The 14,398-nt window shown below is 51.6% G+C and carries 17 protein-coding genes and 2 tRNA genes; 16 read left to right on the forward strand and 3 right to left on the reverse strand.

The annotated features are described in order from the left end of the window. Positions 1-7 precede the first annotated feature (7 nt). From K8942_02975 to K8942_03000, 6 genes are all read left to right on the forward strand, one after another. A complete protein-coding gene (locus tag K8942_02975) occupies positions 8-520 on the forward strand; it encodes a hypothetical protein (protein UPA22007.1) in 513 nt (170 codons plus the stop codon). A 614-nt stretch (positions 521-1,134) separates the two neighbouring features. After that, positions 1,135-1,211, forward strand: a tRNA-Pro gene (locus K8942_02980). Positions 1,212-1,235: 24 nt separating this feature from the next. After that, positions 1,236-2,111, forward strand: a complete 876-nt coding sequence (pdxS, locus tag K8942_02985) for a pyridoxal 5'-phosphate synthase lyase subunit PdxS (protein ID UPA22008.1) — start codon at positions 1,236-1,238, stop codon at positions 2,109-2,111. A gap of 19 nt (positions 2,112-2,130) precedes the next feature. Next, a complete protein-coding gene (gene pdxT, locus K8942_02990) occupies positions 2,131-2,709 on the forward strand; it encodes a pyridoxal 5'-phosphate synthase glutaminase subunit PdxT (protein UPA22009.1) in 579 nt (192 codons plus the stop codon). Continuing rightward, complete coding sequence (locus K8942_02995; GenBank protein UPA22010.1) at positions 2,709-3,398, forward strand: hypothetical protein; 690 nt, start codon at positions 2,709-2,711, stop codon at positions 3,396-3,398. The genes pdxT and K8942_02995 overlap by 1 nt, the downstream gene beginning before the upstream one ends. Positions 3,399-3,443: 45 nt before the next feature. Beyond that, positions 3,444-4,754: a DEAD/DEAH box helicase gene (locus K8942_03000; protein ID UPA22011.1), complete on the forward strand. Its 1,311-nt coding sequence runs from the start codon at positions 3,444-3,446 to the stop codon at positions 4,752-4,754. Here the strand turns inward: K8942_03000 and K8942_03005 are convergent, their stop codons facing one another. Beyond that, positions 4,755-4,907, reverse strand: a complete 153-nt coding sequence (locus tag K8942_03005; GenBank protein UPA22012.1) for a hypothetical protein — start codon at positions 4,905-4,907, stop codon at positions 4,755-4,757. Positions 4,908-4,961: 54 nt separating this feature from the next. After that, on the reverse strand, positions 4,962-5,228 hold the full coding sequence (locus K8942_03010) for a hypothetical protein (protein UPA22013.1): 267 nt from the start codon (positions 5,226-5,228) through the stop codon (positions 4,962-4,964). 57 nt (positions 5,229-5,285) lie between these two features. Between K8942_03010 and K8942_03015 the strand changes: the two genes are divergently transcribed. From K8942_03015 to K8942_03060, 10 genes are all read left to right on the forward strand, one after another. After that, on the forward strand, positions 5,286-5,714 hold the full coding sequence (locus K8942_03015; GenBank protein ID UPA22014.1) for a DUF1761 domain-containing protein: 429 nt from the start codon (positions 5,286-5,288) through the stop codon (positions 5,712-5,714). Continuing rightward, entirely contained in the window at positions 5,711-6,175 is a 465-nt protein-coding gene (gene bcp / locus K8942_03020) for a thioredoxin-dependent thiol peroxidase (GenBank protein UPA22015.1), read from the forward strand. The genes K8942_03015 and bcp overlap by 4 nt, the downstream gene beginning before the upstream one ends. A gap of 66 nt (positions 6,176-6,241) precedes the next feature. Continuing rightward, positions 6,242-6,781 carry a YbhB/YbcL family Raf kinase inhibitor-like protein gene (locus K8942_03025; GenBank protein UPA22016.1) on the forward strand — a complete coding sequence of 180 codons (540 nt, stop codon included), beginning with the start codon at positions 6,242-6,244 and terminating at the stop codon, positions 6,779-6,781. 90 nt (positions 6,782-6,871) lie between these two features. Next, positions 6,872-7,435 carry a LemA family protein gene (locus K8942_03030; GenBank protein ID UPA22017.1) on the forward strand — a complete coding sequence of 188 codons (564 nt, stop codon included), beginning with the start codon at positions 6,872-6,874 and terminating at the stop codon, positions 7,433-7,435. A 3-nt stretch (positions 7,436-7,438) separates the two neighbouring features. Further along, positions 7,439-8,308 carry a TPM domain-containing protein gene (locus K8942_03035; protein ID UPA22018.1) on the forward strand — a complete coding sequence of 290 codons (870 nt, stop codon included), beginning with the start codon at positions 7,439-7,441 and terminating at the stop codon, positions 8,306-8,308. Between the two features lie 40 nt (positions 8,309-8,348). Beyond that, a complete protein-coding gene (locus tag K8942_03040) occupies positions 8,349-9,221 on the forward strand; it encodes a hypothetical protein (protein UPA22019.1) in 873 nt (290 codons plus the stop codon). A 54-nt stretch (positions 9,222-9,275) separates the two neighbouring features. Further along, positions 9,276-10,163 carry a hypothetical protein gene (locus tag K8942_03045; protein ID UPA22020.1) on the forward strand — a complete coding sequence of 296 codons (888 nt, stop codon included), beginning with the start codon at positions 9,276-9,278 and terminating at the stop codon, positions 10,161-10,163. A 4-nt stretch (positions 10,164-10,167) separates the two neighbouring features. Beyond that, positions 10,168-12,189 carry a PKD domain-containing protein gene (locus tag K8942_03050; GenBank protein ID UPA22021.1) on the forward strand — a complete coding sequence of 674 codons (2,022 nt, stop codon included), beginning with the start codon at positions 10,168-10,170 and terminating at the stop codon, positions 12,187-12,189. 179 nt (positions 12,190-12,368) lie between these two features. Beyond that, positions 12,369-13,229 carry a tRNA pseudouridine(55) synthase TruB gene (truB, locus tag K8942_03055; protein UPA22022.1) on the forward strand — a complete coding sequence of 287 codons (861 nt, stop codon included), beginning with the start codon at positions 12,369-12,371 and terminating at the stop codon, positions 13,227-13,229. Positions 13,230-13,345: 116 nt separating this feature from the next. Further along, positions 13,346-13,421, forward strand: a tRNA-Lys gene (locus K8942_03060). Between the two features lie 11 nt (positions 13,422-13,432). Here the strand turns inward: K8942_03060 and K8942_03065 are convergent. Beyond that, entirely contained in the window at positions 13,433-14,398 is a 966-nt protein-coding gene (locus K8942_03065) for a hypothetical protein (GenBank protein ID UPA22023.1), read from the reverse strand.

Below are 14,398 nucleotides of genomic sequence, written 5' to 3' on the forward strand. Positions count from 1 at the left end.
TTTGCACATGCATCTACGCCCCATAGTTCTCGCGGTTCTTCTGCTAACAGTGTTGTCCGCCTGTTTTGCAAACACTCCCGTTACCGGTGACACAGAAAGCACTGCCTCCACTCCCACACTAACGGTAACGCCCAACAATCAGGCAAAAGACACCGAACATGGCGAGATGATGAACCTGGCAATCGGGGCGCTTACCGGTGCAAACGGGACATTGGCAAACGGCGTCGCGACTGCGTATGAGTTTGAAGATGGGTCCACCAATATTGGCGTACAGTTAAACATTGCGACCGCCAAAGAAGGCACGGTGTACGATGCCTGGCTCGAAGATGCTGCGGGCAAGCGTTTGCCCATTGGAACACTGGAGAATACTGCAGGCGATGTGCGTCATTACGCACGACTGACGACAAAAGCAGAGATCAAAACCTATAGAAATGTGGTGATTCTCCTGCGTCAAAAGAACGATGCGCCGGATCAGGGACAGGTGATTGCGACGGGTATACTGAAGGATAGTGCACGTTAAAAATGACACCTGAGAAGCCGCGAATCCACAAAGCATTGCCGATAGCCTTATAACACAAAAAGAACCCCATTATCGGGTTCATAGAGACGGCCGTCTCAGGGTCGATACCGTAGGGAGAGGGGATGATGGTCATTCGCCGGTGCGAATGTCGGTGGGCCTTTCACTTCACCTGCTCTTACCGAAGAGTCGGGAGGCTCATTACCATGCTCAATGTGAGGAAGGTAATGAACGCTACGTGCATAAGCACGAGCGGAAGTGAAGCAGCGCGATGCGTTGTGTACTTCACGTGTTTCATAGTAGGTCCCCGGAAGGGACTCGGGGAGTGTACGGAGACGGATTTTATTGTCCAGTGATGATTGACGCAGGAATGTGTTCTAATTATAACAACAATTTGTGTAACATTTTGCTTGATCTCACGTTTATCACCGGCATATTCGAGGAATAGCATTAGATCACATGTTCACAATTTTTGTACATCATCGTGTTTTGAGAGTGGGGGACTAGTATTGCTATATTTTAAATTTATTGTTTATTAATCATATTTTGTTCATAGAAGCAACAAAGACGCAGCACCCTAGCCTGAGCGAAATAAGTCTTGTAGTATCGCGCGCAGTCGGGACGTAGCTCAGTTGGCTAGAGCGTACGGTTCGGGACCGTAAGGCCGAAGGTTCAAGTCCTTTCGTCCCGACCATGAAGTAATAACATCTCTCTTTTCATGACGTCCTCATCTCATACCCTCGGCGACGATCTCGCGCGCATGCTCAAAGGCGGCGTCATTATGGATGTGGTGAATGCGGAGCAGGCAAAGATTGCGGAAGAAGCAGGAGCGTGTGCAGTGATGGCACTCGAACGTGTTCCATCCGATATCCGCCGCGACGGGGGAGTGGCACGCATGAGTGATCCGCGTCTGATCAAAGACATTCAGGCAGCAGTCTCTATTCCTGTTATGGCAAAAATCCGCATCGGTCACACCGCTGAGGCGCGCATTCTTGAATCACTCGGAGTGGATTTTATTGATGAGAGTGAAGTCCTTACGCCGGCCGATCCGTTTGACCATGTCGAGAAAAAAAGTTTTTCGATTCCGTTTGTCTGCGGCGCCACAAACCTCGGCGAGGCGCTGCGGCGTGTGAACGAAGGAGCAGCCATGATCCGTACAAAAGGGGAGGCGGGGACAGGGAACGTGATTGAGGCAGTCCGTCATCTGAAAATGATCCAGCGGGAAATGAAGAGCCTGCAAACCATGAATACCGACGGCCGCAAACAATTTGCAGAGACCGAAAGAATCCCGCTTGCACTCGTCGAGCGCATCCGCGATGAACAGCGCCTGCCTGTGGTGACATTCGTGGCCGGCGGCATTGCAACTCCGGCAGATGCAGCGCTCCTGATGGGACTCGGTGCAGAAGGCGTATTTGTGGGATCGGGTATTTTCAAATCAGAAAATCCTGCACAGACTGCTGCAGCTATTGTCCGTGCCACCATCAACTACACCGATAGCGCAATGCTCGCGACCCTTTCCGAGGGCCTCGGCAACCCGATGCCGGGACTGGAAATTTCCACATTGGAAACATCCATGCAGCAACGCGGATGGTAATTGTTTCTGTGCACACTGTATGAGTCAGGAGATTCCGGTCATCGGCATTCTCGCATTCCAGGGTGACGTCGCAGAACATGCTGCGATTTTTTTAAAGCTCGGGCACACCGCAACAGAAATCCGCACACGCACAGATCTGACGTCGATCACGCATCTCGTGATTCCAGGTGGAGAAAGCACCGTCATCGCGCGGTTTTTGCGGGAGACGGGGGTGGGGGAGGTGATCACACACAAAGTGTCTGATGGAACACTTGCCGTTTTTGGAACCTGCGCCGGTGCAATTCTTCTGGCAACAGCCGCAACCGGAAAGAATGCACCGACACCCCTTGGGCTGATCGACATCACGATTGAGCGCAATGCCTACGGAACACAGCGTGATAGTTTTGAAGCAGATATTGCGGTCACCGGCATTCCTGATGCTGTTCATGCAGCATTCATCCGCGCACCGCGCATTACACAGGTCGGTCAGGATGTGACGGTTCTTGCGTCTTATCAGAAGGAACCGGTGCTCGTACAATCAAAGCGCGTACTCGCAGGAACATTTCATCCGGAAGTCCGCGGCGATACTGCTCTCCATCACTTCTTTCTGTCTCTCTGATGTTAGAAATTCTGTCTCTCTCCACGCTCACGGCACTTGCAAAAAAAGGAACCGGCGTCACAGCACGGGAATTCCGGCAGGCGGTGCTGGAAGCAGTGAAGGACGGCAAGCTCACAAAAGAGGAAATCGATACACTCGAAAAGACACGGGAAGAATTGGGTCTGCCTCTTGAGGTGCTCGATGCCATCCGCGTACAGGCATATGTGACTGCATTCGAGACTGCAACAACAGATACCGACGTGACCGATGATGAATGGGATGAGCTCGAGCAGATTCAGGATTATCTGGGATTGAAGGACGCCGATATCGCAAAAACGAAAAAGCAGCTCTACCGAATGCGGGTCCTCAGTGAAATGCGCAAAGGCAACATGCCGATTATTGATATCCCGCGCATGCTTCTGCGCCCGCAGGAACGGGTCTACTGGTCAGAGGCCATGAATCTGCAGGCGGACGACTGGAAAGATAGCGGCAATCTCATTATCACCAATAAACGACTGGTATTTAAGGGCGGGAAGAAATCCATCAGTATCAACCTCGGCCAGGTTCTTGATGTCGACAATACCGGCCAGTTTTTACGCATTCATGCAAACAGGCACCCCTCTCTGCGACTAGAGTATGCCGATGAGGATAATGCGCCGATTCTGGACTCGATTCTGCTTTTTGTGCTTGAAAACGCTCAGAACGCCTAAATAGTACATCGCCAAAGTGTAAAAGAAATGCTACACTGGCACTTCATGGAAAAGGACACCCCTTCAGAGACCGGCAGTTTTCACGCACTCCCGATTGAGCCCAAGCTCCTGGCAGCTCTCGATCGCGAAAAATTCGTGACCCCGACGCCTATTCAGGCTTCCTGTATTCGGCCGGGCATTGAAGGAAAAGATATTATCGGTATTGCACAGACCGGAACCGGAAAGACATTGGCGTTTGGCATCCCGATGATCCAGCACCTCCTTGCAAGCAAAGGACACGGACTTGTGATTCTCCCGACCCGCGAACTCGCGCTCCAGGTAGATGAAACATTCCAGCGCGTCGCACGCTCCCTGGGACTCCGCACAGCGGTCCTGATTGGAGGAGCATCAATGAACCTGCAGCGCCAGATGATCCGCAACAAGCCGCATGTGGTGATCGCCACACCCGGTCGTTTGATCGATCACATGGAACACCGCACGATTACTCTTGCAACCGTAAACATGCTCGTCCTCGATGAAGCGGACCGCATGCTTGATATGGGATTCGCCCCGCAGATCAATCAGATCCTCGGTGCCGTATCCAAGGAACGTCAGACCATGCTCTTCTCGGCAACCATGCCGCACGAAATTGTAAAAATTGCGACAGCACACATGAAATTGCCGCTGCGCATTGAGGTCGCACCTGCAGGAACCGCTGCAGAACGCGTGCAACAGGAAGTATTTGTTGTCGCCCGTGGTGACAAGATGCGCCTGCTCGAACATTTGCTTGCGGAATACAAAGGATCAGTCCTCGTGTTCTCCCGCACAAAGTTCGGCGCAAAGAAAATCGCCCGCTCTGTAAACGTCATCGGACACCCGGCTGCAGAAATTCACAGCAACAGAAGCCTGGCACAGCGCCGCGAAGCACTCGACGGATTCAAATCCGGAAAGTACCGCGTGCTCATTGCAACAGATATTGCCGCTCGTGGCATTGATGTGACCGGTATCGAACTCGTCATCAACTACGACATGCCGGATGACGCAGAAGACTACGTCCACCGCATCGGTCGTACGGCCCGTGCAGGACGCGAAGGCAAAGCTATCAGCTTCGTGCAGCCGGATCAGCTCAATTCACTGCGCACCGTTGAACGTCTCATCCGTGGACAGATTCCGAAGGCCGCAATGCCGAAAGATCTGCCCCCGCCCCGCGCTCCTATTGCCGTCGAACGTGACGAAGAACGCCCACGGTACGATTCTCCGCGCTCTCCACGCACACCGCGATCATCAGCAGCCCGTCCACCATCGCGCGGACCGGCCCGCCCACCCCGTGAAGGGGGAGGCAGACGCGGCCCGCGTCGTGGGGGAAACCGCCGTTAATTATTTGCCGGTGCCGACTCCTTTCTGGTCCTTGTCGCCCAGGTCGGAAATACTTCCGAAGAAGGGGACACCTTTTTTGCCGGAATCTTCCCAGCGTTTCTTTTCTGCTTCTTTTTCAGCGAGCTTCTGCTCTTCAGTCTTTTCATCTGCCATAGACATGAGGGGGAGAAAATAGAATCAGATCAGAATCTGAAACATAGTGAGTCCTTACGGGTTCGGTGTATTGCCTCCAGGAAGGTCGACATCAACGTCGATTCCTGAATTACTTGCCGGCGCACCTGCATTCGGCAACTGCTTATAAAGAAGGAAACCGAGAGCAACGATGACCAGGATGGCTACAAGAGCCACGATCATGGTCGATGATGACGATTCGTTTTCTGCCATAGGGAAAAGGGGAAGGAAGTACGTATACAGATAAGACGCAGTGCCGGTCTCATCCTTACAGAATTGCCTGTCCGCTTTTTTGTTTTTCATTGCGTCGTGCTTTAAAACAGGTCCTCTGAGCTTTTATAACCATGAAAGACGAGTAGAATGTCAGATAAACTTTCCCCCTTCTTCATGGATGCTTCGATGTTTTTATCTGTACTGATAGCGGCCCTTTTAAATATGGTCGTCGGTTCCATCTGGTATGCCCCCAAAGTTTTCGGCAATATCTGGATGAAAGAAGTGGGGCTGAAAAAAGGGAAAATCACAAAGGATCACATGATCAGCGCCATGATCACATCGTTTCTGTGTTACCTGGTAACCGGCTACGTGTTGCTTCAGATGCCGCGCGCGTTCTCGGGAAGTCTGCAGGACATGCTTGCGAGCGTCATCGTCATATGGGTCGGCTTCATTGCTGCAGTCAGACTGTCACACTTTGCCTATGAACAGAAATCCTTCCGCCTGTTCTGGATAGTCTCCCTGCATGACCTCGCCGGACTTCTGGTGATGGGACTCGTCTTCTTCTATTGGAAATGATTCCCGCAGCAGGTACCAAAGCTCCCGATTTTTCGCTGCCGGATCAGAATGGCGAGATGCATCGTCTGAGTGATTTTCACGGACAATGGATCGTTCTCTATTTCTATCCGAAAGATGACACGCCGGGCTGTACAACCGAAGCCTGCGCCTTTCGCGATTCTGTCCACGAACTCACAAAAAGGAAAGTGAGCGTGATTGGTGTCAGTACCGATTCAGTTGCAAGTCATAAGAAATTTGCCGACAAATACGAACTGCCGTTTTTGTTACTTGCAGATACAGAGAAAACCGTCGTCGAGGCATACGGTGTGTGGGGACCAAAGAAAATGTACGGCAAAGAATATATGGGCATCCTGCGGACAACATTCCTGATTGATCCCACCGGAACCATCATCAACGTCTACGAGAACGTACAGCCGGACGGCCACGCATCGCAGATTCTCGCAGACAGAGACGCGGCATGACGCTGAATGCGTCTTGCGGTTTGGCCCCGTATTCGATAGTATGATTCTCTACTTTTTCGCTCTTCTATGCAGTTTTCAAAGCAGAATCTCTGGATTGCCTCCGGCGTGATCGGCGCCATTGTTGTGATCGTAGCCATCTTCGCTATCAGCGATGCGCTGACTCCTGCATTCAGCATCAGCAGTTCGTTTGAGGATAACGGGAACATTCCGGCTGCCTACACGTGCGATGGAGAGGGAATCAGTCCGTCTATCTCTTTTGAGAACGTTCCGGAAAACACGCGCAGTCTTGCTCTCTACATTTTTGACCAGGACGCACCAAAAGAAGGATTCACACACTGGGTCGTCTATAACATTCCGCCGCAGGTCACAGACATGCCGCAGGGTAAAGTTCCCGTCGATAGCGTCGAAGGCTTGAACTCCACACAGAAAGCAGGCTTCCAGCCCTTCTGTCCTCCGACCGGTACGCACCGCTATCTCTTCACCGCCTACGCACTCAGCAACACGTACACGTTCAAGAACATCGCAGATATCGACCAACTCAAAAAAGTCATGAAGTGGCAGGTGCTTGCGAAGGCGACACTCACCGGAAAAGTGACACGCCCCTAAAGAAGAATTGGAGGTGGATTTTTTTGGAAAAACGTATGATATGTCATGCATCGTTTGCTATGATCATCGTACATTTCCTTCCTCACTCCCATGAAATTTTCCTGGAAACTCATTATCCCTGCCATTCTGCTTCTTCTCGCAGCCTGGGTTTTTAGCAGTTACAACGGACTCGTTACGCAGAAGGAAAATGTCGATAACTCCTGGAGACAGGTAGAAACACAGTACCAGCGTCGTTTCGATCTCGTGCCAAACCTTGTCAGTACCGTCAAAGGTGCCGCGAATTTTGAACAGAGCACACTCACCGCTGTCACAGAAGCCCGCACACAGTGGCTCAATGCCGGTGGAAACCGCGAGGCCGGTGTTCTTGCTGCACAAAACCTTGATAGCGCATTGTCCCGTCTTCTTGTCTCTGTGGAAGCCTATCCGCAGTTGCAGGCCACACAGGCATACCGCGATCTCATGACACAGCTTGAGGGAACCGAAAACCGCATCGCAACCGCCCGGAAGGATTACAACGATGTTGTGCGCGACTATAACATCCGCGTCCGCACCTTCCCGGGAAATATTGTCGCATCATTCTTCGGATACGTACCCGAAGCAGGTTTCCAGAGCACACCTGGCGCAGAGACTGCTCCTTCCGTCCAATTTGATTAACACATGACTACCACCCGCCTGTCTCTTTTTGGTCTCGGTCTGTGTGCTCTTTTTCTGGTGAGCGCACCGGCACATGCATTTGAACTGCCGGAAAACGACGGATACGTCACCGATGCAGCCGGTATTTTTACACCGGAACAAAAGGACAGTCTGGAACAGAATCTGAAAGAGTATGACCAGAGCACAAGCAATCAGCTCGCTGTGCTGACCGTACAGTCATTGAGCGGCGCAGATATTGCCGAAGTCGCGCTTGAAGCAATGCGTACCTGGGGAGTTGGACAGAAAGACAAGAATAACGGAGCGTTGATGCTCATTGCGTATCAGGATAGAAGCATCTGGATTGCAACCGGGTACGGACTTGAAGGGGCACTGCCGGATCTGGTCGTAAAAGGGATTGTGGAAACCGATATCATTCCTGCATTCCGTGACGGCGAATACGCTGATGGCATTGAGTCTGCAGTGGAATCTATGAAGAAACACATCGGCGGCGAATACACCGCTGACCGGTACGCTGCAGAAGAATCCTCCGGCATGTTCCCGTGGATTCTGTTTTTAGTGTTTATAGGCTTTAACTGGCTGGCCGCAAGTTTTGCGAAGTCGAAGTCGTGGTGGGCAGGAGGCGTCGCTGGTGGTGTCCTTGGTATTGTTCTCACTGTGCTCTATGCATGGTGGCTGAGTATTCCGGTCCTCGTCGCACTCGGACTCTTCTTTGACTACATCGTCTCCAAGCACAGTCATCTCTTCAAAGGCGGCCGCGGCGGTCGCGGTGGCATGTGGGGTGGAGGAGGATTCGGTGGTAGCAGCGGGGGTGGGGGATTTGGGGGATTTGGCGGCGGCTCATCCGGAGGAGGTGGCGCGGGAGGAAAGTGGTGATAATGCTGGCATCCGGTACAGAGTTCCTTATCATGGTTGTATGATCACTCTTTCAACCTCACTCATTGCAGCTGCAGTTTTAAGCAGTGCACTCTCCGTCACACAGACACCAACGACGATAGGCTCCGTTCCTGTCGGCGGCAGCCGCATCCCCATGCTCACACTGACGTTGCAGGCTTCCTGCGCAGCACCGGTCAGCATCCGGACTCTCACCGTGCATCACAAGGGAATGGGGGCGACAGACGATATTGAACGAGTGTATTTACTTGAAGGGACAACCCGCATCAGCAGAGCCGCTGTCTTGCAGCGCACCACAGGGGAAGCGATTCTTCGTCCTTCCAAACTCACGATTGATGCCTGCACAACACGCACGCTCCAGGTTGCCATGGATCTCTCCGCAGACGCACACGCCGGCGCGGAACATAGCATTGTGCTCAACGGCGAAGACGATATTCAAAGCAACGGGGACGTCAGCGTGAAAACAGCAACATCTGCATCCGTCTCGGCGGCTCCCAAAAACGCAGGCAGCGTGACCTATACAGAAGTGCCGCTTGCCACCCGCAATGTCCTGTTTGGAAAAAACCGCAGCCTGCTTCGCTTTTCTCTGAAAGCAAACACTGTTGCACAAAGCGTGAACGCGATCACCTTCACCAACGACGGCTCTGCCCGCAATACCGATCTCCAGAACCTCGCACTCTACACATCCAATGGCCAGCAGATATCAGAAAGCGCGATCTCTCTGGACGATGACACGGTCCGCATTGTGTTTGATCCCGCGTTCACCATTGAGAAAAATGCGACACACCTCCTCACGCTCCGCGGTGATGTGACTGCATCCAAAAGACGGACGATAGACCTCAGCGTGAAAGAGCCGAGTGATATAGAAGCAGTACCCATGAAACGGGCTCGGTAAACTGGAAATGCCGCTCGTTTTCTGCCACACTGTCTTCCGGCCTTTCACCCATTCATGAACAGATTCTTCCCAGCGCTTTGCTCCGTCGTCTTTTTCGTCTCCTGCACCCGCGCAGGCGACCTGCCGCCCTCGCAAGTTTTACATAAAGCCGCGGAGGCGAGCCAGTCACTGGAATCTGCCGCTTTCGACGTGCGTGCTAGTTTTTCTGGAAAGACAGAACTGATTGATGGCAGTTGGGATGGCGACGCACACGCAACCGGCAGCCTCACCGATGGCGGCAAGCAGCTGCAATTTGCACTGCAGGTTGATGCAACAAAGCTCAATGAACAGAAGCAAAAAAGTACCGTGTCTCTCTCCAGTGACGTGATTGTCGCTGCAGAAAACGAAGTCTATTTGCGCTTAAACACCTTCACCATCGACCCTGCCAGTCAGCTTCTGCCACCGGAACTGCTCGCACAGATGATGAATCAGTGGTGGGTGATTCCCTCGGACAATGCAGACAGCCCTGCTGATCTTGCACCAGACCCGTCTCTTCTGAGAATGCAGGCAAGTGTGGTCACCGTGACAAACGATCATGGACTCACCACCATCGGTGATCACACGGCGTATGAATACGACATCACCATTGATCCGCAGAAAATGAGAGACTACCTGACTGAAGTATCCCGCGTCTCCGGACAGGAAGCGACCGCCGACATGGATGCGCTCTCCGATCTGCAGGCAAACGGAACCATCTGGATTGATGCAGACACCTTCCAGATCCACCGCATCTCGTGGACTATTTCTTCGACCAATGCCGCACAGCCGCAGGATGTTGAGCTCACGGTTGATATCAGCAAGCATAACATTCCTGTCACGTTCACACTTCCCACAGACGCCGCACCGTTCCCGGGAGCGGGTCTGACGACTATGTCCGGTTCCGTTTCACCTTCTTCCCGCTGATTCTATGGCAGAGACACCCGTGTCCGTCGATGGCCTCACTCCACAGCCCGTTGAGCCGTTGCCTCCGACACCTCCGTCCGCCCCCACTCCTGCGCCACAGCAAATGTCTGATGCAGCAAAGAAGATCGAGAAAATGCTGCTGATGGGTGCCGGTATTGCCTATGCCCTCTACATTCTGTGGTCGTTCGCGCTCATGGCCATCCTGCCGTCGTCTGACCAGGCCATGCGTTCTTTGGTGCTCGTTGGACTGCTGAGTATGGCGATCGGTGGTTTCGTCTTCGTGATTGCAGGAGCCGCGCTCCTCATGCGCATTGCGCAGTCTCACGTTGTGGGAAACACCCGCCAGAACGCCCTCATCCGTCTGGTGATTTTTGTCATTCCAGGATTAATCCTGAGTGCGTTCACCGCCTTCATGATTTCCCGCGAACCGGGCATCAGTATTGATATCACCAAGCCCACCACCAGCCAGGAAATGGTCGCACCGGTCTCCATGAACTTCAGTGTCGAAAAAGCTGTCGCTGTCCTTGCCACCCGTGGATTCAGACCTGTGACATACAAATGGGACTTAAACGGCGACCGCAAAGCGGATCAGGAAACTGTTGTCCCGACTCTCACCGCGACCTATGACCGCGAAGGTGCCTACACACTATCTGTAACCATGACCGCCGCAGACGGCAGCACGCGCACAGCAGGAAGGCGCTTCACCATCCTCACGGCAGTCTTTGGGGTCTCCCCGTCTATTCCCATTGTCGAAAAACCGGTGGTCTTCAGTATTGCCTCCCTCGTGAAAGATCCGACCGGACTTGCAAACGTGCAGTGGGATTTTGAGAGTGATGGCAAAGTCGACTCCGAAGGAAAAACACTCCAGGCAACCTACACGTATTTCAAAACAGGCACCTACACCGTCACCGTTCTCATTGAGCTTGTGAATAAAACGCAGGCCACCTACAAGCGCACCATTACTGTGCAGGAACCGCAGCCATTGCCGTTCCCGGTCACACTGGAACACGAACCGTCTCTTTTGATTGGTTCTCCGCCTTTTGCAGCCCTCTTCAGTATTCAGACCACCACCCCCGTCGCAGATGTACAGTGGGATTTTGGGGATGGCCAGCAGGGAAGCGGCATGCGCGTCGCACACACGTTCTCTGAAAATGGAAACTACGCCATTGAAGCAAAAGTCCGCTCCGAAAGCGGCGCTGTTGCCACTCTCAACACAGCTGTGCAGGTCGTGGATCAGCTCAGTCTTCCGGATCTCTCGTTTGAAGGATCACCAAAACCACAGGGCGATACCATTCAGGGCGAAGTGCCGCTCACATTGAATCTCACCCCCAGTACGAAAACCGCGTTTGTGGAATTCAACTGGGAAGCACCGGATGCGACCGAAGTCGGTTCTACAAAGACGAATCTCCAGGCCATTTACCGCCGTGATGGCACGTACACGCTCACACTCGTCGCACAGGATCTGAATAATCACGTCCTGCGTAAAACATTCAAAGTGATTGCCAAGCAGCCCTCTGCACTCGTCTCGATCGCCATGAATCCGGAGACTGGCCTTGCTCCGCTCAAAGTAAGTTTCGATGCATCGGAAACAAGCATCCCCGGAGACGACGTAACGGGATTCATCTGGAACTTTGGAGATGGCACGCCGGAAGTCACGCAAGGCGCCAGAGTCACGCACACCTACACCATTCCAAAGACTTATACGATCGGCCTCACAGTCCAGACCGCCGCCGGTAAATCCCACCGCGCAACGTCGTCACTCGTTGTCCGTGCTCCTGTCTTGCTTGCATGTATGACACGCAGCAAAGAGAACATTCAAGCAGGCAGCTCCGTCCAGTTCTACTCAGCCTGTACCACGGGCTCCCCGAAAAACTACCTCTGGGACTTTGGAGACGGCGCACAGTCATCCGATGCCAACCCCGTTCACCTCTACGCCGAACCCGGTGACTACACCGTAAAATTGATTATTGATGACGGAGCCGGTCACGAAAACTCGACTTCTACCTCTCTCACCGTTCTCCCATGAAACAGAAGCAAATTGTCCGTGTTGTTGCCGTCCTTGGCCTACTCGCCATTGTGTTAAGTGCTATTTTGCCGGCATTCGCCTAAATGATGGGTTATGAGTTATGGGTAATGGGTTATGGGGACGACGATGAAGTGCTCTAATCTCTGGCAAAATGAGGCCAAAATCTATAGTCTCCTCCCATGCGTCACGGCTTCATTTTGATCGATAAACCAGTCGGCCCCACCAGCCACGATATTGTGCAAACCGTGCGCAATGTTTTGCATGAATCCAAAGCAGGACACCTGGGCACCCTCGACCCGGCAGCCTCTGGTCTGATGGTCGTGGCAGTCGGTGCAAAGGCACTCAAGGTGATTGAATTTTTCAATCACCTCACCAAAGAATACGAAGCAACGGTCACCTTCGGCGCCGTCAGCAGCACCTACGACCGCGAAGGCAGCATCGAAAAATATCCCATCAAACCCGGCGTCCCGGAACCGGACCACATTGCCGTCCGCCGCATGATTGAAGAGCGTTTCGTTGGGCGTATATCGCAAACTCCTCCCGCACACTCCGCGGTCCATGTAGACGGTCAGCGCGCATACGATCTCGCACGGCAGGGGATCGAGGTGCAGATGCCCAAGCGCGAGGTGGAAATCTCCGCGTGCGATATTGTCTCCTACACCTACCCATCACTCGTCCTGCGCGTTGCCTGTGGCTCCGGTACGTACATCCGCTCCCTCGCACATGACCTGGGACAGTTACTCCGGGTCGGTGGGTACCTGGAAGCGTTGCGCCGGACGAAAGTAGGGAACTGGGACGTGAAGCAGGCCGTCAAACCCGACGCAGCCGTCTGGTCCGATGTCATCCCGCTGAAAGACATTCTGAAAGATTTTGTGTCAGTTGAATTGGACACAGAGCAGGCTGCGGCCATCTCCCTCGGAAAGAAAATCCCCCTCATCATCCAGCCAAACACCGTCGCCTGGTCCGAAGGCCTCCCCATAGCCATTCTGGTTCCTTCTAGTGATAATCCGGAAACGGCGCATGCGCGGAAGGTTCTCTAAAGAAGCTTTGCGCAGAACAGGTCTTTTGCTATCCTATCGCGGTCCGATCATTGGATCGGCATTCGTTTTCAAGTTTACATACCCTACTTCGCTCTCTGGAGCTTCGCGGGGCGCGTGGATCGGTAGCTCAGTCGGTAGAGCAGTTGCCTCTTAAGCAATTGGTCGCGGGTTCAAGTCCCGCCCGGTCCACCAGAAAAATTTTATTATAGTCTTACTATTTTTGTTTCATCTACATTTTTGATAGATGTAATATTAATTTCACTAGGAACAAAAATCATTGCTCTAGCTCTTTTTTGTGCAAAAAATTTCCTAATCAAATCTGGCCTATACTCAATAACTGTTTGCAAAATTATTAGATACGGAGGAAGGTCTTTTATTCTTACACCCTTTCCATTACTAGTTGCTTCCACGATCATTAATTTCATTTGATCAGGTGAAAGATTTAATGCTTTTAGTAATGTCTGAATATTTTTTGTTAAACCTATTATATTCTCTGTTAAATCTTCTTTTAGCCATAATTCTTCAAGAATTTCTTTTAAAGAGAGTAAATCTTGAATTTCATCATTTTTCTTGTGCAATTCAGGAGAAGCGGCAATTTTATCGATTTCCTTAATTGACACTTCTGCATGTTCAAGCATGGCTTTAATTTGATAAGCAACTCTTGCCTTCGGCCAGCTAATATCATCAGTTTTATAAGTCAAATCATGAGTAGCAATTGTCCATGCATGTTGAAGATAAGTTTTTATCTGCAATTCAAAAATAATGTCATCTATAGGATCAGGACGTAAAGAAGGATTTTTTTTTATTTTAAGATATAACCTCAAATCATCAAAAATAAAAGAGCTTGGGGCTTTCTTTGTAAAATCTCTCTTTTCTGGGCGTTGATGTTGAATTTCAAACTTTTCACAAACTTTTTCAATAGCCTCATCTATTTCAGATGAATTTCTTACAACAAGTGTACAAGCAAAAAAATCTTCCAAGCTTCTAGGATCTCCACCCCAAATGGATTCAACTTTAAGTGCAAAACTTTCAATCTTTTTTTGCCTACCTTCATAATGCCACTCTTTTTTACTCAATCCCTGCAAAAGAGCTCTAACTTTTTTTTCAAGCTGGATATTGCCTTCGACCTGCTGTTGATATGCATTTCTTAAAGATGCAGTAATTTTCAT

This window comes from Candidatus Peribacteria bacterium, from assembly GCA_023038255.1.
Lineage (GTDB): Bacteria > Patescibacteriota > Gracilibacteria > Peribacterales > Peribacteraceae > CALREJ01.